General features: G+C 73.6%; 18 protein-coding genes. All 18 read right to left on the bottom strand.

Going from position 1 to position 18401, the window contains the following annotated elements:
- Positions 1-7: 7 nt before the first annotated feature.
- The 18 genes from GA0070620_RS30500 to GA0070620_RS30415 all read right to left on the bottom strand — a co-directional run bounded on the left by GA0070620_RS30500 (position 8) and on the right by GA0070620_RS30415 (position 18317).
- Entirely contained in the window at positions 8-952 is a 945-nt protein-coding gene (locus GA0070620_RS30500) for an RluA family pseudouridine synthase (protein ID WP_091596748.1), read from the bottom strand.
- Entirely contained in the window at positions 949-1566 is a 618-nt protein-coding gene (lspA, locus tag GA0070620_RS30495; RefSeq protein WP_091596744.1) for a signal peptidase II, read from the bottom strand. The genes GA0070620_RS30500 and lspA overlap by 4 nt, the downstream gene beginning before the upstream one ends.
- Before the next feature lie 61 nt (positions 1567-1627).
- Positions 1628-2047, bottom strand: a complete 420-nt coding sequence (locus GA0070620_RS30490) for a TraR/DksA family transcriptional regulator (RefSeq protein WP_088992775.1) — start codon at positions 2045-2047, stop codon at positions 1628-1630.
- 221 nt (positions 2048-2268) lie between these two features.
- Entirely contained in the window at positions 2269-3768 is a 1500-nt protein-coding gene (locus tag GA0070620_RS30485; RefSeq protein WP_091596741.1) for a potassium/proton antiporter, read from the bottom strand.
- Between the two features lie 22 nt (positions 3769-3790).
- Positions 3791-4111, bottom strand: coding sequence for a DUF167 domain-containing protein (locus GA0070620_RS30480; protein ID WP_091596738.1), 321 nt, complete (start codon positions 4109-4111; stop codon positions 3791-3793).
- Between the two features lie 11 nt (positions 4112-4122).
- On the bottom strand, positions 4123-4752 hold the full coding sequence (locus tag GA0070620_RS30475; RefSeq protein ID WP_091596735.1) for a hypothetical protein: 630 nt from the start codon (positions 4750-4752) through the stop codon (positions 4123-4125).
- A gap of 77 nt (positions 4753-4829) precedes the next feature.
- Entirely contained in the window at positions 4830-5633 is an 804-nt protein-coding gene (locus GA0070620_RS30470) for a DivIVA domain-containing protein (RefSeq protein ID WP_091596732.1), read from the bottom strand.
- A gap of 44 nt (positions 5634-5677) precedes the next feature.
- Positions 5678-5983 carry a YggT family protein gene (locus tag GA0070620_RS30465; RefSeq protein ID WP_091596729.1) on the bottom strand — a complete coding sequence of 102 codons (306 nt, stop codon included), beginning with the start codon at positions 5981-5983 and terminating at the stop codon, positions 5678-5680.
- 31 nt (positions 5984-6014) lie between these two features.
- Positions 6015-6701, bottom strand: a complete 687-nt coding sequence (locus tag GA0070620_RS30460; RefSeq protein WP_091596726.1) for a cell division protein SepF — start codon at positions 6699-6701, stop codon at positions 6015-6017.
- Between the two features lie 189 nt (positions 6702-6890).
- Positions 6891-7634, bottom strand: a complete 744-nt coding sequence (locus GA0070620_RS30455) for a YggS family pyridoxal phosphate-dependent enzyme (protein ID WP_091596723.1) — start codon at positions 7632-7634, stop codon at positions 6891-6893.
- A gap of 9 nt (positions 7635-7643) precedes the next feature.
- Positions 7644-8759 (bottom strand): cell division protein FtsZ, encoded by a 1116-nt coding sequence (gene ftsZ, locus GA0070620_RS30450; protein ID WP_091596720.1) that lies wholly within the window; start codon positions 8757-8759, stop codon positions 7644-7646.
- Between the two features lie 258 nt (positions 8760-9017).
- On the bottom strand, positions 9018-9833 hold the full coding sequence (locus tag GA0070620_RS30445) for a cell division protein FtsQ/DivIB (RefSeq protein ID WP_091596717.1): 816 nt from the start codon (positions 9831-9833) through the stop codon (positions 9018-9020).
- On the bottom strand, positions 9830-11407 hold the full coding sequence (gene murC / locus GA0070620_RS30440; protein WP_091596714.1) for a UDP-N-acetylmuramate--L-alanine ligase: 1578 nt from the start codon (positions 11405-11407) through the stop codon (positions 9830-9832). The genes GA0070620_RS30445 and murC overlap by 4 nt, the downstream gene beginning before the upstream one ends.
- A complete protein-coding gene (murG, locus tag GA0070620_RS30435; RefSeq protein ID WP_091596711.1) occupies positions 11404-12510 on the bottom strand; it encodes an undecaprenyldiphospho-muramoylpentapeptide beta-N-acetylglucosaminyltransferase in 1107 nt (368 codons plus the stop codon). Before murG ends, murC begins: the two co-directional genes overlap by 4 nt.
- Complete coding sequence (locus GA0070620_RS30430; protein ID WP_231922498.1) at positions 12510-13919, bottom strand: FtsW/RodA/SpoVE family cell cycle protein; 1410 nt, start codon at positions 13917-13919, stop codon at positions 12510-12512. Before GA0070620_RS30430 ends, murG begins: the two co-directional genes overlap by 1 nt.
- A gap of 317 nt (positions 13920-14236) precedes the next feature.
- A complete protein-coding gene (gene mraY, locus GA0070620_RS30425) occupies positions 14237-15361 on the bottom strand; it encodes a phospho-N-acetylmuramoyl-pentapeptide-transferase (RefSeq protein ID WP_091596705.1) in 1125 nt (374 codons plus the stop codon).
- A complete protein-coding gene (locus GA0070620_RS30420; protein WP_091596702.1) occupies positions 15358-16755 on the bottom strand; it encodes a UDP-N-acetylmuramoyl-tripeptide--D-alanyl-D-alanine ligase in 1398 nt (465 codons plus the stop codon). The genes mraY and GA0070620_RS30420 overlap by 4 nt, the downstream gene beginning before the upstream one ends.
- Positions 16752-18317, bottom strand: coding sequence for a UDP-N-acetylmuramoyl-L-alanyl-D-glutamate--2,6-diaminopimelate ligase (locus tag GA0070620_RS30415; RefSeq protein ID WP_091596699.1), 1566 nt, complete (start codon positions 18315-18317; stop codon positions 16752-16754). The genes GA0070620_RS30420 and GA0070620_RS30415 overlap by 4 nt, the downstream gene beginning before the upstream one ends.
- Positions 18318-18401: the final 84 nt, after the last annotated feature.

Below are 18401 nucleotides of genomic sequence, written 5' to 3'. Positions count from 1 at the left end.
TCGCCGCTCAGTCGCGGAGGATCCCGAGCGCGCGTTCCAGGTCGTCAGGGTAGTCGCTGACGAAGCGGACCTCGTCCCCCGTTCGGGGGTGCAAAAAGCTCAACTCGCGGGCGTGCAGCCACTGTCGGTCCAGCTTGAGGCGGGCCGACAGGGTGGGATCGGCGCCGTAGGTGAGGTCGCCCACACAGGGGTGGCGCAGGGTGGAGAAGTGCACCCGGATCTGGTGGGTGCGGCCGGTCTCCAGCCGTACGTCGACGAGGCTGGCGGCCGGGAAGGCCTCCAGGGTGTCGTAGTGGGTGATGCTGGGCTTGCCGCCGGAGACCACCGCCCAGCGGTAGTCGTGGGTGGGGTGCCGGTCGATCGGGGCGTCGATCGTGCCGCTGAGCGGGTCGAGGTGACCCTGCACCACGGCGTGGTAGCGCTTCTCCACCTCGCGGTACTTGAACGCCCGCTTGAGCGCGGTGTACGCCTGTTCGCTCTTGGCCACCACCATGATCCCGGTGGTGCCGACGTCGAGGCGGTGCACCACGCCCTGCCGCTCGGCGGCGCCGCTGGTCGAGATGCGGTGGCCGATGGCGGCGAGCGCGCCGATCACGGTCGGGCCGGTCCAGCCGGGGCTGGGGTGGGCGGCGACGCCCACCGGCTTGTCCACCACCACGATGTCGTCATCGGCGTGAACGACCCGCAGGCCGGGGACGGCCTGCGGCACCACGGTCGGCGGCGCGACCGGTGCGGGCAGGGTGACGTCCAGCCAGGAGCCGGCCCGGACCTTGTGCGAGTTGGCGCGGACGGTGCCGTCGACGAGGGCGTCCCCGGCGTCGACGAGGGCCGCGGCGGCGGTGCGGGACAGCCCGAAGAGCCGGGAGACGGCCTGGTCGAGCCGCATCCCGTCGAGGCCGTCGGGCACGGGCAGGGAACGCCGGTCACGACCGGTGGCGAACGCGGAGGTCACGCGCGCTCCCGCTGCTCGGCGGTGGACTCGTCCGCCGGGTCCGGCACCGGGCGGCCGTCACGGCCGACCCGCCCGCCGTCGCGCTGCCGGCCGGTCAGCTCCAGCAGCAGGGCGAGGATCACGCCGCAGACCAGTGAGCTGTCGGCGAGGTTGAACACCGGGAAGTACTCGCCGTACGGCCCGAAGACACTGATCATGTCGACCACGTGGCCGTGGAACGGGGCGGGCGCCCGGAATATCCGGTCCATCAGGTTGCCCAGCGCCCCGCCGAGCACCAGGCCGAGGGAGACGGCCCAGGGCAGGGACCGCAGGCGCAGCGCCATCCACAGGATCCAGCCGACCACGGCGATGGTGATCAGCGGAAAGACCCAGGTGTAGTCGGAGCCGATGCTCCAGGCCGCGCCGCTGTTGCGAACGAGGTTGAGGTAGATCGCGCCGCCGAGGAGCCGGAGGGGCTCGCGGTCGGTGAGAGCCTCCAGCGCGAGGTGCTTGGTGACCGCGTCGGCGACGAGGGCGACCACCGCGGTGCCGGCGAGGATCGCGACGGCACGGGGCCGGGGTCTGCGGTCGCCCTGTTCGGCGCGGCCGGATCCGGCGGTCGGTGCTGCGCTCATCTGCTCCCCATCGACTCGGCGGTGATCGCTCACCGTCTTGATCGCCGCCGGGGAGCGGACCTCAGCGCCGCTCCTCCAGCTGCTTGCAGGTCACGCAGAGGGTGGCCGACGGGAAGGCGGCGAGCCGCTCCACCGGAATGGGGTTGCCGCACCGCTCGCACCAGCCGTAGCCACCCTCGTCGAGCCGTTCCAGTGCCCGCTCGACCTGCGTGATCCGTTCCAGGATGCTGTTGGCGAGAGAGATCTCCTGCTCCCGCTCGAACGTCTTGGTGCCGGTGTCGGCCTGGTCGTCCCCGGCCGAGTCGGTCAGCCGGTCGCGCTGAAGCTCGGTGATCTCGCTCAGCGTCTGATCGTACTCGGCGCGGAGCTCGTCCCGCCGCGCCGCCAGTGCCGCCCGGATCTTCTCGGTCTCGGCCGCGCTGCGGGTGGCCTTGGCCACCGGCTTGCGGCCGGCGGTCCTGGTCTCGGCTGGCTTCGCCATCGTCGCTCCCTCGGCCGGGGAACCGCGGCGGGCCGCGGTGCCTGGACAGGGGACGCCGGCAGGGCGTCCCCGTACGAAAAGGGGCGCGCGGCGACATCGGCCGCGCACTCCGGAGGTTGGCAAGAATACGGAACGTACAGGCGTCCGACAACGTGCCGCACCGACGCACCGCTATTCAGCCCAGAGTCCCACCTAACTGGGACAAAAGGAACGCTAGCAGATCAGGCATCGCGATCATCGCCGTACTCGCCAAACCACCGGGCCAGCCGACCGCGCCGGCTGACCGCCCGCAGCCGCCGCTCGGTCTCGTCCCGTACCCCGCCGGTGGCCACGATCAGGAGGCTGTCGCCGGTCTTCAACCGGGTGTCCATGCCCGGCACGAAACCCACCCCGTCGCGCAGCACCAGCGTCACCGAGGCGCCCAGCGGCAACCGCAGCTCGTCGACGTGCACCCCGGCGAGCCGCGAGCCGGGCGGCACCTCGACCTGGAGCAGGTCCGCCCGCATCCGCTCCAGCGGCGCGATCTCCACCTGGATCTCGCTCACCTCCGCCGGCGCGGTGACCCGGAGCCGGCGGGCGACCGGCGCCAGCGTGCCCGCCTGGAGCACGGTGAAGATCACGACGAGGACGAAGACCACGTCGAAGAGCCGCTCCGCGCCCGGCACCCGCTCGGAGAGCGGAATCGTGGCCAACACGATCGGCACCGCGCCCCGGAGACCGGCCCAGGACAGGAACGCCTGCTCCCGCAGCCCGAGCCGGAACGGCAGTGCGGAGACCGCCACCGACAGCGGCCGGGCGGCCAGCAACAGGGCCAGACCGGCGACCACCGCCGGGAGCACCGCCGCGCCCAACCGGCCCGGCGACACCAGCAGCCCCAGCAGCACGAACAGACCGATCTGCGCGAGCCAGGCCAGACCGTCGGCGAAGCCGAGGATCGCCTGCCGGTGCGGCAAGCGGGCGTTGCCGAGCAGCACCCCGGCGACGTAGACGGCGAGGAACCCGGAGGCGTGCAGCACCGCGCCGGCCGCGTACGCCAACACGGTGATGCCGACCGCGGCGATCGGGTAGAGCCCCGCCGACGGCAGCGCCGCCCGCCGCAGCGCCCACCGCCCGCCGACCCCGGCGGCCACCCCCACCGCGGCGCCGAGCCCCAGCTCGTAGGCGACCAGGCCGACCTCGTACCACCACGGGTGCGCACCGCCGGGGTGGGAGAGCAGCACGACGAGGAGCACCACCGGGGCGTCGTTCATGCCCGACTCGGCCTCCAGGGTGGCCACCAGCCGGGGCGGGAGGCGCAGCCGCCGGAGCGTGGCGAAGACCGCTGCCGCGTCGGTGGAGGAGAGCACCGCCCCGTACAGCAGCGCCAGCCGCCAGTCCAGGCCCAGCAGCAGGTGGACGGCGATCCCGACCACCACGATGCTGACCACCACGCCGACGGTGGACAGCGCCGCGGAGAGCCCGAGCACGGGGCGCAGCAGACTCCACCGGGCGGTCAGCCCGCCCTCGGCGATGATGACGATCAGCGCGCAGAACCCGAGCGCGCGGGTCAGCTCGGCGTCGTCGAAGCGGATGCCCAGCCCGCCCTCGCCGATCGCGACGCCGAGAGCCAGGTAGACCAGGAGGCTGGGCACACCGAGCCGGGTGGAGAGCCGGACGGCGCCGACCGCCACCAGCAGCACGGCCGCGCCCAGCAGGAGGGCGATGTCGAGCCCCGGCGTCACGGTCGCCTGGCCCGGGCGTTCCTCACTCGCCGGGCCCGTCGTCGCCGGAGCCGTCGCGCAGTCGGCGCAGCACGCCGGGCAGCCCCGGGTCGGGCCGCTCGACGAGGAAGAGCTTGTCCCGGCTGGCCGCGCCGGCCCGCAGCGACACCGCGGCGGGGCGGACGCCGAGCGCGCCGGCCAGTGCCCGGCGGGCCGCCTCGGTGGCCCGCCCGTCGACGGCGGGCGCGTTCACCGCGATGACCAGGGCCGGTCCGTGCGGCCCGTCGAAGCGGCCACCGACCCGGGCGCGGGCGGCGCCCGGCTTCACCCGGACCGCCACCGTGAGCGTCTCGTCCGCGGACACGCCGACCCCGCTCAGCCCGGTCGGGAGTCGGCGAGCAGAGCGGTGGCCGGCGCGCAGTGGGCGCACGGCGTGAAACCCAACTCGACCGCCTCGGCCACCGGCACCGGCTCGTGGACCCGCCCGACCAGGTGGGCGCAGTCGGCGAGGTGGTAGCGGGGGCGCCCATCGACCACCCGCACCTCGTCGGGCAGCCGGGCGACCAGCGCCGCCTCGGCGAGGGTGACCGGTTGGGCGTCCGGCTCGTCGTCGTACGGCCCGGCGGTCTCGTCGACCGGCGCCGCGTACGGCGACGGCTCGTCGTCGGCCGGCGCCTCGGGTGGTTGCCGCCACCCGGGGTCACCGGTGCCGTACGTCGGGGGAACGTGCTGAACGGGGATCTCCGGCTCGGCCAGCGGCGGCCCGTAGGCGACCCCGGCCCCGGCGGCATCGGTCGGCGGCCGGATCACCTCCGGTCCGCGCCGCTCGGGCCGACCCGCCGCCGCCCGGTCGGCGGCCGCCTGGCGGGCGCCCACCACCAACGCGACGGCGGCCAGCAGACTGGCCGCGATCGAGATGATCAACATCAGGCTGGAGCCACCGGCCAGACCGAGCACCAGCAGCACCACCGCGACGAGGATGAGAAGGAGACTCGCGACTATCACGACTCACCCCCCGCCGCGTCGTATCGTCCAGACGCGGTCGGCGACCGTCATCTCTCCCGACGGCCGCCGACCGGAGATCAGCGACCGGCCTCGAGAGCGCCGGAGCGACCGCCGCCGTAGGAGCCGGCGAGACCGGCGGCAGCGAGACCGTTGCCACCCGCGACCCGGCCGCTCTCGGAGCGGGTCATCTCGGCCTCCAGGCCCTGGCCGCGACCATCGAGGTCACGCAGCTGGCTCTCCAGGTACGCCTTGAGGCGGGTGCGGTACTCGCGCTCGAACTGCTTGAGCTCCTCGATGTGCTTCTGCAGCGCGGTGCGCTTGGCGTCCAGGCCGCCCATGGCCTCCTGGTGCCGCTGGCGGGCGTCCCGCTCCAGCGCGTCGGCCTTCGCCCGCGCCTCGCGGGTGACCTCCTCGGCCTTCGACCGGGCCTCGGACAGCAGCTGGTCGGCCTCGCGGCGGGCGTCGGAGACGTGGTCGTCGGCCGTCCGCTGGGCCATCATCAGGACCCGCAGGGCCTGCTGCTCGCCGTCGGCACCGGCGCCCGCGGGGCCACCGGCCGCGCGGACCTGCTCCAGCTCGACCTGCATCGCGCGGGCGGCCTGCTCGGCCGCGGCCTTGTCGCGCTGCACCCGGTCGAGCTGAGTCTTGACGTCGTTGAGCTCCGCCGCGAGGCGGGCGTCGCCGCCGGGACCCGCGGGGGCGGCGCCACGGCCGCCGCGCTCCACCTGGGCGCGCAGCTCGTTGTTCTCCTCGATCAGACGGGCGAGCTCGCGCTCGACCTCGTCCAGGAAGGCGTCGACCTCCTCCTCGTCATACCCCCGCTTGCCGATCGGCGGCTTTTTGAAGGCGACGTTGTGGACGTCGGCCGGGGTCAGCGGCATCGAAACTCCTCGGGTCAGTTGCGGCCGCGATAGCGCGTCCGTCATCAGGCGGTCCTGATGATCGACGGCTCTAACACGAACTCCATCAGCACGAACAGGATAACCAGGAGCACAAGGGAGGCCAGGTCGATGCTCACGGTACCAATTCGCAGCGGAGGGATCACACGCCTCAACGCGCTGAGAGGGGGATCAGTGACGCTCCACACGGATTCCAGTCCCGCCGATGCCCCACGACCCGGTTGCCATCGACGACCGTACTGGAGGACGGCGCTCAGGACAAATCGGGACAAAAGAAGGAGCAGGAAGACATAGAGGACGAGGTACAAGACTTGCAGCACGATCGACAACACGGCAGGCGACGTCCCTCGGGTCGGGCGGAGGTCAACTCAGACTGAAAAAGCCGCCCTCAGCGATCTTGGCCTTGTCCTCCGCGGTGACCTGGACGTTGGCCGGTGAGAGCAGGAACACCCGATTGGTCACGCGCTCGATCGTACCGCGCAGCCCGAACGCCAGCCCGGCGGCGAAGTCCACCAGACGGCGGGCGTCAGCCTCGTCCATCTCGGTGAGGTTGATGATCACCGGTACCCCGTCCCGGAAGTGCTCACCGATGGTGCGCGCCTCACGGTAGGTGGTCGGGTGCAGCGTCGTGATCTGGTAGCGCTGCTCCTCGTCGGCGGCCACCGCGCGCTCCCGCGGCTGCGCCTGCGGCGCCAGGGCCAGGTTGTCCCGGGTGTGGTAGGTCAGCGCGCCGGACGGCTCGCCCGTCGACCGGGTGATCGACCGGACGCTGGAGCGCTCGACCCGCTCCGGGCGCTCCACCTCGGCGGCCTCGGACGACCGCGCGCTCGACCGCTCGGTGAGCCGGCCGCGCTCCCCGGCCCGGGGACGCGGCGCCGGAGGCTCCTCCGCGTCGTCCTCTTCCTCGTCGGCGAACTCCTCGGCGTACCGGCTCTGCCGGTAGCGCGAGTCGCGGTAGCCACCCTTCTCGTAGCCACCGTCGTCGTAGGCCCGCTCGTCGTCCTCTTCGACCAGACCGAGCCAGACCCCCGCCTTGCGCAGTGCACCCATCCCCGCGCCCTTCCGTCCGCCGTGCGGCACACGCCCCCGTGCCGTGTCGCCTGTCGCGAGTGGACATCTGCCCACCGGACCGGAACGGCAATCCGCCGGCACACGATTCGCGTCGCGCGCCACGACCCCCGGACAACGAACGCCGTTCCCGAAACAACACTGATGTAATTTGCTTCTTTCGCGGTCAGGCTACCGCAGCGTGGGGCGCATTCCGAGCAACGCGCTGCCGACGCGGACATGTGTCGCGCCGTACCTGATCGCGACTTCCAGGTCGCCACTCATGCCGGCCGACAGCGCCGTCGCTCCGGGATGGACCGCCCGGAACGCCGCGGCCACCTCGGCCAGCCGGGCGAAGGCCCGCTCCGGCTCCCACTCCAGCGGCGCCACCGCCATGAGACCCGCCAGACGCAGCGCCGGCGCCCCGGCCACCGCCTCGGCGACCGCGTCCAGCCCGGTGTCCGGATCGGACGAGCCAGGCACCGCCCCGCCCCGGGCCGGGTCGCCGTCGATGCTCACCTGCACCAGCGCCGACACGGGTCGGTCCCGACCCTCGGCCGCGGTGCCCAGCGCCCGGGCCAGCCGGACGCTGTCCACCGACTGCACCACGTCCGCGTAGCGGACCACCGACCGCGCCTTGTTGCGCTGCAACCGGCCGATGAAGTGCCAGCGCGGCACGACCCCGGCCGCCGCCACCTCGGCCGCCTTGCCGGCCGCCTCCTGGTCGCGGTTCTCCCCCATGTCGGTCACCCCCAGGCCGGCCAGCGCCAGCACGTCGGAGGCGGGGTAGGTCTTGGTCACCGCGATCATCGTCACCTCGGCGCGGTCCCGCCCGGCGGCGGCACACGCGTCCGCGATCCGGGCACGGACGCGGGCCAGGCCGGCCGCGATCTCGGCGCGGCGATCCGGCCGCACCGTCGTCGAACTGTCCGTCATCGGCGGTGCTCAGGACCCGTTCTTGAGGAAGTCGGGAACGTCGACGTCGTCGAAGAGCACCCGTCGGGGCGACTGCTGCGGCGCCGGCAGGGTCGCCGGCGGGGTGACCGGAGGGGTCTGCGACGCGGGCTGGTTCTGGTTGGTCTTCCGCGCCGGCTCGGCCGCCTTGTACGCCGGCGCGCCACCGTCGAAGCCCGCCGCGATCACCGTGACCCGCACCTCGTCGCCGAGGGCGTCGTCGATGACCGCGCCGAAGATGATGTTGGCGTCCGGGTGGGCCGCGTCGGTGACCAGCTGCGCCGCGTCGTTGATCTCGAAGAGGCCGAGGTCGGAGCCGCCGGCGATGGAGAGCAGCACGCCACGCGCGCCGTCCATGCTCTGCTCCAGCAGCGGGCTGGAGATGGCCGCCTCGGCGGCCTCCACCGCGCGGTTCTCGCCCCGGGCGCTGCCGATGCCCATGAGCGCGCTGCCGGCACCGCTCATCACGCTCTTGACGTCGGCGAAGTCCAGGTTGATCAGACCCGGCGTGGTGATCAGGTCGGTGATGCCCTGGACACCGGAGAGGAGCACCTGGTCGGCGGTGCGGAACGCGTCCATCATGCTGATGTTGCGGTCCCCGAGCGCGAGCAGCCGGTCGTTCGGGATCACGATCAGCGTGTCGCACTGGTTACGCAGCTCGTCGATGCCGGACTCGGCCTGCACCTGGCGGCGCTTGCCCTCGAACGAGAACGGCCGGGTGACCACACCGATGGTCAGCGCGCCCAGCTTGCGGGCGATGTTCGCCACCACGGGCGCGCCGCCGGTGCCGGTGCCGCCCCCCTCACCGCAGGTCACGAAGACCATGTCGGCGCCCTTGAGCACCTCCTCGATCTCGTCGCGGTGGTCCTCGGCGGCGTTCTTGCCGACATCCGGGTTGGCGCCCGCCCCCAGACCCCGGGTCAGCTCCCGGCCGACGTCGAGCTTCACGTCGGCGTCGCTCATCAGCAGCGCCTGCGCGTCGGTGTTGATCGCGATGAACTCGACGCCCTTGAGCCCAACCTCGATCATCCGGTTGACGGCGTTCACGCCGCCGCCACCGATTCCGACGACCTTGATGACCGCCAGGTAGTTGTGCGGAGGTGTCATCTGAAGGTCCTTTCCCCCTCGAGATTGGCATGGGCCGGCCCCACACGGCTTGGCCGGAGGTCAGCGGTCGACGTCGGCGTTTCCCTCGACGGTCAGGGACGAACCCTCACCCTCTACTAGAGGGTTACAGTTATGTCAACCACTGATCCTCTTCGGGGCAACGTAAGCGCCCCCGCCCCACGAACCAAGGACCCGCCCGGCGTGTCGCCGCCCGGAGCGGGCCGGCTCACGCCACCGGCGGCCCTCCGGGACCCCGGATCACCGGAAGGTGACCACGTCCGGCGCGCTGACGTCGATCTTCTCCGCCCGCTGCGCGAGCAGCGCCGTCGCCACCCGGGCCTTGTCGGTCCCCCGCGAGGCGTCCCCCCACACGACGGTCCGGTCGTCGTCGAGGCGCAGCCGGATCCCGGCGAGACTCTCGACGGTCACGTCGACCAGCACCGCCCGCAGCTCCGGGGTGAGCGCGCCGAGCACCTCCACCGCCGCCCGCGTGCCCGGGTCGTCCGCGCCCGGCCGGGCCACCCGGACCAGCGGCAGGCCGTCCGGCCGCCGCTCCAGGTCACGGAACACGGTGCCGGTGCCGTCGATCACCGCGAACCGCTGGCCCTGCGGCACCACCGCGACCGCGGTCCGCTCCACCACCCGCACGACCAGGGCGTCCGGCCAGTCCCGACGGACCGTGGCCCGCTCCACCGGCGCCAGCTCGCCCACCCGGCGGGCGGTCTGGGCGAGGTCCACCCGGGCCAGCGGCACCCCGTCCGGCACCCCGGCGGCGTCGCGCACCCGCACCGGGTCGACCAGCTCGGCCCCCTCCACCCGCACCTCGCGGACCCCGAACAGGCCGGTGCCGAGGACGAGCCAGGCGACCAGCCCGGCCAGGGCGAGCACCCCCGCCGCCACCGCCCACGGCAGCGCGGCGCGCATGCGGCGCTGCCGGGCCCGACGCATGAACCGTCGGGTCGAGGCCGGCACGGCGTCGCTGCCCGCCCGGACCAGCTGCCAACGGCGGACCGGGCCACGCCGGCCGGCCGCCTCGGCGCCGCTGGTCCGGCCGCGGGCGGGACCGGGACTCATCCGACGGCGGGCGCCGCGCCGTCCGGGGCGCCACCGACGGCGGACGCGCCGGCCGCGGTGCCGCTCCCCTGCGGGGCGCCGGGCACCGTGCCGCCGATCGCCGCGCTGCCGCCGGAGACCCCACCCGGGGTGGTCACGCCGCCGGCGGCGGCGCCGTCCGCCCGGGCGAGCAGAGCGTCGAGCAGCTGGTCACCCATCAGGGAGATCGGCGGAGCGCCCATGGTGACCACCACGTCGCCGGGGCGGGCCCGCCGGGCCACCTCGGCCGGCGCCGCCTCCCAGGAGTCGACGAAGACCTTGCTCTCGGCCGGCAGGGACACCGCCTCGACCAACGCCGCCGACCCCTCACCCGGCTGCCGTAGCTCGCCGGGGCCGAAGACCTCCAGCAGCACCAACTCGTCGGCGATGGCCAGCGCCTCGGCGATCTCCGCCTGGAGGTCCCGGGTGCGGTAGAGCCGGTAGGGCTGGAACACCACGATCAGCCGACCGTCGCCAGCCACCTCGCGCAACGTCTGCAGAGCGAGTGTCATCGAGGTGGGGTGGTAGGCGTACTCGTCGTAGACCAGCACGTCGTCCGCGACGCCCTTGCGCTCGAAGCGCCGCCGCACGCCCGGGAACGCCGCCAGTGCGGCCTCCGCCGCCTCCAGCGGCAGCCCGAGCAGGTACGCGGCGAGCACCGACGACGCGCTGTTGAGCCCCATGTGGCGGCCCGGCACCGGCAGCCGGAACTCGCCCAGCGACCGGCCGTCGATCGCGGCCAGGTAGCGCACGCCCTGCGCCGACGACGCCATCTCGGACAGCCGCAGGTCGGCGTCGGGCGCCTCGCCGTACGTGTGGACCCGGCGCCCGTCGGCGCGCAGCGTCTCGGCCAGCCGCCGCCCGCCCGGGTCGTCGGCGCACGTGATGATGAACCCGTCCGGGTCGGTGAGCCGGGCGAACTCGGCGAAGGTGGCCTCCAGGTTGGCCAGGTCGCCGTAGGTGTTCAGGTGGTCCGCCTCGATGTTCGTGATGATCGAGACGTACGGGCGGTAGATGAGGAAGGACCGGTCGCTCTCGTCGGCCTCCACCACGAAGTACTCCCCGGTGCCGTGGTGCGCGCCGGAGCCGACCTCCGAGATCTCCCCACCGATCACGAACGACGGGTCCGTCCCGGCCTGCTGGAGCACCATCGTCACCATCGAGGTGGTGGTGGTCTTGCCGTGGGTGCCCGCGACGGCCACCGTCCGCCGGCCGGTCATCGCGGCGGCGAGGGCCTCGGACCGGTGCAGGACCCGCAGCCCGCGGCGGCGCGCCTCCTGCATCTCCAGGTGGTCCTGCGGAATCGCCGACGAGTAGACGACGGTGTCCACGCCGTCGAGGTTCGTCGCCTCGTGGCTCATGTGGATCGTGCCGCCCAGCGCGCGCAGCCCGGCCAGCGACGGCCACTCGCGCAGCTCGCTGCCGGACACCGGCAGGCCCCGGGTGAGGAAGAGCCGGGCGAGCCCGCTCATGCCGACGCCGCCGACGCCGATGAGGTGGATCGTGCCGAGGTCCTCGGCCGTGAGCGTGCCGGCCGGGGTGAACTGTGCGGTCATCGGGCCACCGCCTCGTAGACGAAGTTCAGCAGCGCCACGTCGCCGTCACGCCGCCCGTACGCCGACGCCGCCGCGCCCATCGCGTGGAGCCGGTGCGGGTCGCGGATCAGCGGGATCACCGTCCGCTCCAGCCAGGACGGGGTCATCTCGGAGTCGTCGACGAGCAGACCGCCGCCGGCCTCCACCACGGGCAGCGCGTTGCGCTTCTGCTCCTGGTTGCTGTGCGGGTAGGGCACGAAGATCGTGGGCAGGCCGATCGCCGCCACCTCGGCGACGGTCATCGCGCCGCCCCGGGCGAGCATGAGGTCGGCGGCCGCGTAGCCCAGCTCCATCTCGGACAGGTAGGGCAGGGTCACGTACGGCACCGGCAGGTCGGTGGGGATCGGCACCGGCTCGTTGCGGGCGCCCATCACGTGCAGCACCTGCACGCCGTTGCGGGCCAGCTCCTTGGCCGCGCCGGCGACGGCGAGGTTGATCGTACGGGCGCCGGACGAGCCGCCCGCGACGAAGAGCACCGGCAGGTCCGGGCGGAGCCCGAAGCGGGCCCGGGCGGCGTTGCGCAGCGCGGCCCGGTCGAGCCCGGCGATGCTGCGCCGCAGCGGCACACCGACCACCCGGGCGTCGCGCAGCGACTCGGCCTGCACCGGCTGGTGCGGGAAGCCGACCGCGACGTTCTTGGTGAACTTCATGCCCAGCCGGTTCGCCACGCCCGGCGGCACGTTCACCTCGTGGATCACCATGGGCAGCTCGCGGCGCCACGCGGCGAGGTAGGCCGGCACGGAGACGTACCCGCCGAAGCCGACCACCGCGTCGGCGCGCACCTCGTCGATCACCTTGCCCGCGGCGCGGGCCGCCGTCCACATCCGGCCCGGCGTGCGGACCAGGTTCATGTTGATCGAGCGGGGCAGCTGGTAGGCCGGGATCGTCCGCAGGTCGTAACCCTGCGGCGGGATCAGCTCGTTCTCCATGCCCCGGGGTGTGCCCAGGCAGGTGATCCGGACGCCGGGGTCGTGTCGGCGCAGGCAGTCGGCGAAGGCGAGCAACGGGTAGACGTGCCCCCCGGTGCCACCTCCCGCGAGCACCACCGAACGCAGCGGACCCATCAGCGTCTCCTCTCGTTCGCCGTCCCGCCGCGGGTCCGGGTCTGCCGGACGCCGCGGGGTACGGCCTGCTCGTCCTTCCGCCGCTCCCGCGACCGGGGGACGGGCCCTCGGGCAGCCGGTGGCGGCGCCGGTCGGCGACGCCGTCCGGGAAGCGGCGGCAACGGGGCCCAGAGTAGTCGGACCCACCGGGCCGGCGGACGGGCATGCAGGGCTCTGGCCGCATCGGGTTCGGCGCGGGCGAAGGACGCCAGCATGCCGACCGCGGCGAGGGTCACGACCAGGGCGGATCCGCCGTCGGAGATGAACGGGAGCGGGACGCCGGTCAGCGGCAGCAGGCCGACCACGCCACCGACGTTGATCACGGCCTGGCCGACCAGCCAGGTGGTCACCGCGGCGGCGGCGAGTCGGCGGAACGGGTCGTCGACCCGGCGGGCGATCCGCAGCCCGGTGTAGGCGAGCACCGCGAAGAGGCTGAGCACCACGGCGCAGCCGACCACGCCGAGCTCCTCGGCGACGATCGCGAAGATGAAGTCGTTGTGCGCCTCCGGCAGCCAGTTCCACTTCAGGCTGCTCTTGCCAAGGCCGACGCCGAACCAGCCGCCGTGCTCGATGGCGAGCCGCCCCTGGTAGATCTGCCAGCAGGGGTCGCCGCACTCGTCCGGCGCCGGCGGGTTGAGGAAGTTGGTGAGTCGGGCCAGCCGGTAGTTCTCCGCGCCCTGCTCACCGGAGCCGGCGCCGAGCGAGGCGACCGCGACGAGCAGGCCGATGCCGACCAGGCCGGCGACCGAGAGGGCGCCGAAGACGCGCATCCGCACGCCGGCCGCCCAGAGCAGGCCGACCAGGAGTGCCAGCAGGCAGATCATCGTGCCGAGGTCGTTGAAGCCGACCAGCACGAAGAGCAGGCCGACCACCGGGAAGAGCGGCGTGGCCAGCTCTCGCCACCACCCCAGCGCGGCGCCCTTGCGGGCGAGCACGTGCGCGCCCCACAGCACCAGCGCGAACTTGGCCAGCTCGGCGGGCTGCAGCTGGATGCCGCCGATGTAGAGCCAGTTCAGGTAGGCCTCGATCGGGCCGATCCGGGCCGAGTCCTGACCGGCCAGCCGTGCCCAGGCGACCAGCAGGTTGAGCACGAGCAGGAGCCCGACCGCGGTGAGCAGCAGCGGCCGGCCCAGCGACCGGTAGGTCGTCGCGGGCAGCCGCTGGCAGGCCCAGAAGGCGACCACGCCGATCACCGCGAAGATGGCCTGCTTGGCCAGCGACGCCGACGCGTTCCCGCCCTCGGCGTAGTCCTTCACGCTGGTGGCGGAGAAGACCATGGTCAGGCCGATCACCAGCAGCAGGCCGGCGCTCGACAGCAGCAGGTAGTAGGAGGTGAGCGGGCGGTCCAGCAGGCCGCGCAGGGCCGCCAGCCAGCCGGCGGCGTCCAGGCCGCGCAGCGCCGTCGGCGGTGCCGGGTCGTCCGGGCCGCGGGGCGGCGCGCTCGCCTCGGTCGTACGCCCACCGCCCGGCGCCCGCCGGGGCCGGGTCTGCATCGTGCCGTCGGTTCCTGGTCCCTCCCCCACCCCGACATCATCGCGGTTGCGCGGCTCGCCCACCCCCGCAACCGCTCCCTCGGCGTGTCGGGCCGCCCCGCCCCCGCGATCGTGCGCGCACGGCCCCCGGAACGCCCCTTTCGCGGCTTCCGTCCGGTCGGTCAGGGCACGATCGCGGCGGCGGAGCGGGTCGATCAGGTCATGTTGGCGAGGAACTCGCTGTAGAAGAGGCCCAGCGCGATCGCCACGCCGATCCCGGCGATGATCCAGAACCGGACCACGATGTTGACCTCGCTCCACCCCGCCAGTTCGAAGTGGTGCTGCAACGGCGACATGCGAAAGACCCGCTTGCCGGTGGTTCGGAACGAGATGATCTGGATCACCACGGACATCGTGATGATCACGAACAGGCCACCGATGATCGGGAGCAGCAGGATGGTCCGGGTCGACATCGCCATGCCGGCGATCAGGCCGCCCAGGCCGAGCGCGCCGGTGTCACCCATGAAGATTCGCGCCGGCGAGGTGTTCCACCAGAGGAAGCCCACACAGGCGCCGGCCGCCGCACCGGCGATCAAGGCGATCTCCAACGGATCCCGCACGGTGTAGCAGTACGCCTGGGTGTAGTTCGGGTCCGCGCACCAGTGCCGGTACTGCCAGAACGCGATCAGCGCGTACGCGGCGAGGACCATCACCGACGCGCCGGTGGCCAGACCGTCGAGACCGTCGGTGAGGTTCACCCCGTTGGTCGCCGCCATCACCACGAAGATGAAGATGACGACCGCGCCGATCTTGGTGACGTCCAACGCCGGGATGTCCCGGATGAAGCTCAGCGTCGTGCTGCCCACCGTCTCGGTGTTGGTCACCTCGCCGGCCGCGTCGGTCATCGTGCTGGGGAAGTAGAGCGCGACGACACCGAAGACGGCGCCGACGAGGATCTGCCCCAGCAGCTTGCCGCGCTTGTTGAGCCCGGCGCTGTTGCGCTTGCGCACCTTGAGGAAGTCGTCGAGGAAGCCGACCGCGCCGGAGAACACCATCAGCCCCAGCAGCACCAGCGCCGTGATCGTCGGCTCCACCTGGGCGATCTGCTGGTCCGGCAGCGTGGTCAGGGCCAGGTGGCCGGCGACGTACGCGATGACCGTGGCGAGGATGAACACCACGCCGCCCATCGTCGGCGTGCCCTTCTTGCCCTGGTGCATCGCCGGGCCCTCGGCCCGGATCGGCTGACCGGCCTTCAGGCGCGTGAACACCTTGATCGCGATCGGGGTGCAGAAGAGCGAGATCAGGAATGCCACCCCGACGGCGACGATGACGGCCCTCACCGGCCCGCCTCCCCGTCGGTGGTCGCGCGCAGGGCGTCGGCCACCTCCCAGGTGCGGTACCGGGAGCCCTTGACCAGGACGACGTCGCCCGGTCGTAGCTCGCTCCGCAGCACCTCGACGGCCGCCGCCTGATCGGTGAGCAGCACCGATTCTCCTCCCCAGTCACCTACCGCTGTCGCGCCGTCGTGGATCGGCGCGGCCGGCTCGCCCACCACGAGCAGCCGGTCGACACCCAGCTCGGCCGCCAGTTGGCCGACCTCGGCGTGTCCGTCGCGCTCGAACGGCCCCAACTCCGCCATGTAGCCGAGCACCGCGACGGTACGCCGCCCCCGGCCCAGGCTGGCCAGCGCCTTCAGCGCGACCGCCATCGAGCCCGGGTTGGCGTTGTACGAGTCGTCGATCACGGTCACCCCGTCGGAACGCTCGAAGACGTCCATCCGCCGGGTGGAGACCAACCCCAGCTCGCCCAGCGCGACCGCGATCTCGGCGAGCGGCATGCCCAACTCCCGGGCCACCGCCGTCGCCGCGAGCGTGTTCGAGACCTGGTGCCGCCCGGTCAACCCGAGCCGCACCGGTGCCGTCCCCTCGGGGGTGACCAGCCGGTACGACGGCCGCCCCCGGTCGTCCAGGTCGACATCCTCGGCGCGCACGTCCGCGTCCGGCGCCTCGCCGTAGCGGACCACCCGGGCGCCGGTGCGACTCGCCATCGCGGAGACCAGGGGGTCGTCGGCGTTCAGCACCGCCAGGCCGTCGGCCGGCAGCGCCTCGACCAGCTCGCCCTTGGCGACGGCGATGTTCTCCCGCGAGCCGAACTCGCCGATGTGCGACGTCCCGACGTTGAGCACCACGGAGATCCGGGGCGGCACCAGCTCGCAGAGGTAGCGGATGTGCCCGATGCCGCGGGCGCCCTTCTCCATCACCAGGTACCGGGTCTCCCGGTCGGCCTTCAGCGCCGTGTACGGGTGCCCCAGCTCGTTGTTGAACGACCCGGGCGGCGCGACCGTGGCGCCGAGCCGCGCGGTGAGCTGCGCGATCAGGTCCTTGGTGGTGGTCTTGCCGGACGAGCCGGTCAGGCCGATCACGGTGAGGTCGGGCAGCCGGTCGATCACGGCGCGGGCGAGCCGGCCCATCGCGGCCCGGGCGTCGTCGACGAGCACCATCGGCACGCCGGGCACCTCCCGGGTGCCGAGCACGGCCACCGCGCCGGCCTCGACGGCCCCCGCGGCGTAGTCGTGCCCGTCGACCTTCTCACCGGGGAAGGCCACGAAGAGGCCCCCGGCGGTCACGGCCCGGGAGTCGAACTCGACCGTGCCGGTGACCCGGGCGTCCGGGTCGGCGCCGACGAGCCGCCCGTCGACCGCGGTGGCCACCTCGGCCAGCGTCAGCGGGATCACCGGTGACCCGCCAGGTCGCCGAAGCGGGCGCGCAGCGCGTCCGCCAGCTCGGTGTGGTCGTCGAACGGGAACACCTCGCCGGCGACCTCCTGCCCCCGCTCGTGGCCCTTGCCGAGCACCGCGATGACGTCTCCCGGCTCGGCCAGCCGAACCGCCTCGTCGATCGCCGCCCGCCGGCCGGCCACCTCCACGATCCGGGCCGCCGCGTCCGCCTGCCGCGCCCCGGCCAGCACCTCGGCGCGGATCGTCGCCGGGTCCTCCGTACGCGGGTTGTCGTCGGTCACCAGCACCACGTCGGCTCCCTCCGCGGCGGCGGCGCCCATCACCGGCCGCTTACCCCGGTCCCGGTCACCGCCGGCGCCGATCACGCAGATCAGCCGGCCGGTGCTGAGCTCGCGCAGCGCGGCCAGCGCGGCCACGATCGCGTCCGGCTTGTGCGCGTAGTCGACCACGCCGCGCACCGGGGCGTCCGCGGGGGTGACCAGTTCCAACCGGCCGGGGACGCCGCCGCAGGCGGCCACGCCGGCGACGGCGGTGGCCGGGTCGATGCCGACGGCCACCAGCGAGGCGATGGCCAGCAGCGCGTTGGCCACGTTGTGCCGGCCGGGCAGCGCGACGCCGGCCGGCACGCTGAGCCCGTCCGGGCCGTGGGCGGTGAACCGCTGGGCGTAGCCCTCGCCGCCGATCCCGTCGGCCCACCAGGTGGCGGCCGGGTCGCCGGCCGCCGAGTAGCTGACCGTGGCCGGCTTGAACAGCGGGCGCAGCGCCGGGTCGTCGTGGTTGAGCACCTCCACCGCGCAGCGCCCGTCGAAGAGCATCGCCTTGGCGGCGAAGTAGTCCGCGGAGTCGGCGTGGAAGTCGAGGTGGTCCGAGCCGAAGTTGGTGTAACCGCCGACGGCGAACCGGACGCCGCCGACCCGGCCCATCGCCAGGGCGTGGCTGGACACCTCCATCACCACGGCGGTGACCCCGCGCTCGCGGGCGGCGGCGAGCATCGCGTGCAGGTCGGTGGCCTCCGGCGTGGTGCGGACGCTGTCGATGACGAGGTCGCCCAGGCGGGTCTCCACGGTGCCGATCAGCCCGGTGGTGTGTCCGGCGGCGCGCAGCCCGGACTCGACCAGGTAGGCGGTGGAGGTCTTCCCGGCCGTGCCGGTCACGCCGATCAGCGTCAGGTCGGCCGTCGGGTCGCCGTAGACGGCGGAGGCGAGCACGCCGAGCACCGCGCGGGGGTCGTCGACGACGATCGCCGGCAGGCCCGCGGCGGCCACCAGGGGCGCGCCGGCCGGGTCGGTCAGGGCGGCCACCGCGCCGGCCTCGGCCGCGCCGGCGGCGAACTCCGCGCCGTGCCGGCGGGCGCCGGGCAGCGCGGCGTACAGGTCGCCGGGGTGAACCTCCTGGCTGGCATGGGTGACGCCGGTCACGATGACGTCGGCGGCGTCGGCCGGGGGCTCGACGGCGAGCCGGGCGGCGAGGTCGCCGAGCCGCGTGGCGATCTCGGTACGGGGACGAGGATTGCCGGGCACGGCGTCAGACCCTACCCGGTCGTCCGGCGTCGGCCGCACGGCGCGCCTGAATGTCCGTCGCCGGAGACGGATCCGTGTCGCCGCTCGGGGCGCATCGACCGGGACACCGCTGGTCAGGCCCGT

It is taken from the genome of Micromonospora krabiensis, assembly GCF_900091425.1.
Classification (GTDB): Bacteria; Actinomycetota; Actinomycetes; order Mycobacteriales; family Micromonosporaceae; genus Micromonospora; species Micromonospora krabiensis.
The sequence above is the reverse complement of the archived record's forward strand: the minus strand, read 5'-3'. Positions and strand labels throughout refer to the sequence as shown.

Excerpts from the sequence above, each read along its gene's own strand:
- ftsZ (WP_091596720.1), bottom strand. The coding sequence starts at position 8,759 with ATGACACCTCCGCACAACTACCTGGCGGTCATCAAGGTCGTCGGAATC.
- GA0070620_RS30490 (WP_088992775.1), bottom strand. The coding sequence starts at position 2,047 with ATGGCGAAGCCAGCCGAGACCAGGACCGCCGGCCGCAAGCCGGTGGCC.
- murG (WP_091596711.1), bottom strand. The coding sequence starts at position 12,510 with ATGGGTCCGCTGCGTTCGGTGGTGCTCGCGGGAGGTGGCACCGGGGGG.
- lspA (WP_091596744.1), bottom strand. The coding sequence starts at position 1,566 with ATGAGCGCAGCACCGACCGCCGGATCCGGCCGCGCCGAACAGGGCGAC.
- GA0070620_RS30445 (WP_091596717.1), bottom strand. The coding sequence starts at position 9,833 with ATGAGTCCCGGTCCCGCCCGCGGCCGGACCAGCGGCGCCGAGGCGGCC.
- GA0070620_RS30460 (WP_091596726.1), bottom strand. The coding sequence starts at position 6,701 with ATGGGTGCACTGCGCAAGGCGGGGGTCTGGCTCGGTCTGGTCGAAGAG.
- murC (WP_091596714.1), bottom strand. The coding sequence starts at position 11,407 with ATGACCGCACAGTTCACCCCGGCCGGCACGCTCACGGCCGAGGACCTC.
- GA0070620_RS30455 (WP_091596723.1), bottom strand. The coding sequence starts at position 7,634 with ATGACGGACAGTTCGACGACGGTGCGGCCGGATCGCCGCGCCGAGATC.
- GA0070620_RS30470 (WP_091596732.1), bottom strand. The coding sequence starts at position 5,633 with ATGCCGCTGACCCCGGCCGACGTCCACAACGTCGCCTTCAAAAAGCCG.